The organism is Arcicella sp. GW458-12-2-14-TSB2 (assembly GCF_059423785.1).
This window is the reverse complement of the sequence record NZ_JBWKYN010000384.1, coordinates 1-540: the sequence shown is the minus strand read 5'-3', so window position 1 is coordinate 540 and position 540 is coordinate 1. Positions and strand designations below refer to the sequence as shown.

The window sequence follows — 540 nt, the reverse complement described above, 5'->3', positions numbered from 1 at the left end:
GATAAAATAGTATAGCTTATTCGATACTTTATCCAATCTCAGCATTTATAAAATTACCGTCAATTCTTACGTAGCGTGAATCTAAAATAGTAATAATAAAAATCGGAAAAAGTATTAAAATTATGCATGCAACTTACTATATCAAACCTACCGAAATAAATGATAGTTTACTGAAAACTATTAAAGACCTCTTCAAAAATGAAGAGGAACTTACGATAACGATTTCTTCTGAAAAGAAGCCCAAAGAAACGAAGGAGCATCAGGACGAAGTCGAGCAAGCATACCATAAATCGTTCGGGAGCTGGGAAGCCGAGGTAAATACGGAATACCTCATCAAAAAAATCTATTCCGCAGGAAAAGGTCGTCAACGAGATATTGACTAGGCGAGTATTTATGTACAACACTTCTCAAAAGATTATAACGCTTTATGAATTGCCTGTGAGAACCACGGGCAATTTTTTTGTATTACTGTTCATGTAGCACGAGTTTTCAACTCGTGTATTATTTTACGAGTTGAAAACTCGTGCTACATGAACAGTC

At 35.0% G+C, this 540-nt stretch carries 1 protein-coding gene; it reads left to right on the top strand.

The window, feature by feature from the left end:
• Window positions 1-122: 122 nt before the first annotated feature.
• Complete coding sequence (locus AC07XN_RS24570; RefSeq protein WP_309923989.1) at window positions 123-383, top strand: hypothetical protein; 261 nt, start codon at window positions 123-125, stop codon at window positions 381-383.
• Window positions 384-540: the final 157 nt, after the last annotated feature.

Excerpts from the sequence above, each read along its gene's own strand:
- AC07XN_RS24570 (WP_309923989.1), top strand. The coding sequence starts at position 123 with ATGCATGCAACTTACTATATCAAACCTACCGAAATAAATGATAGTTTA.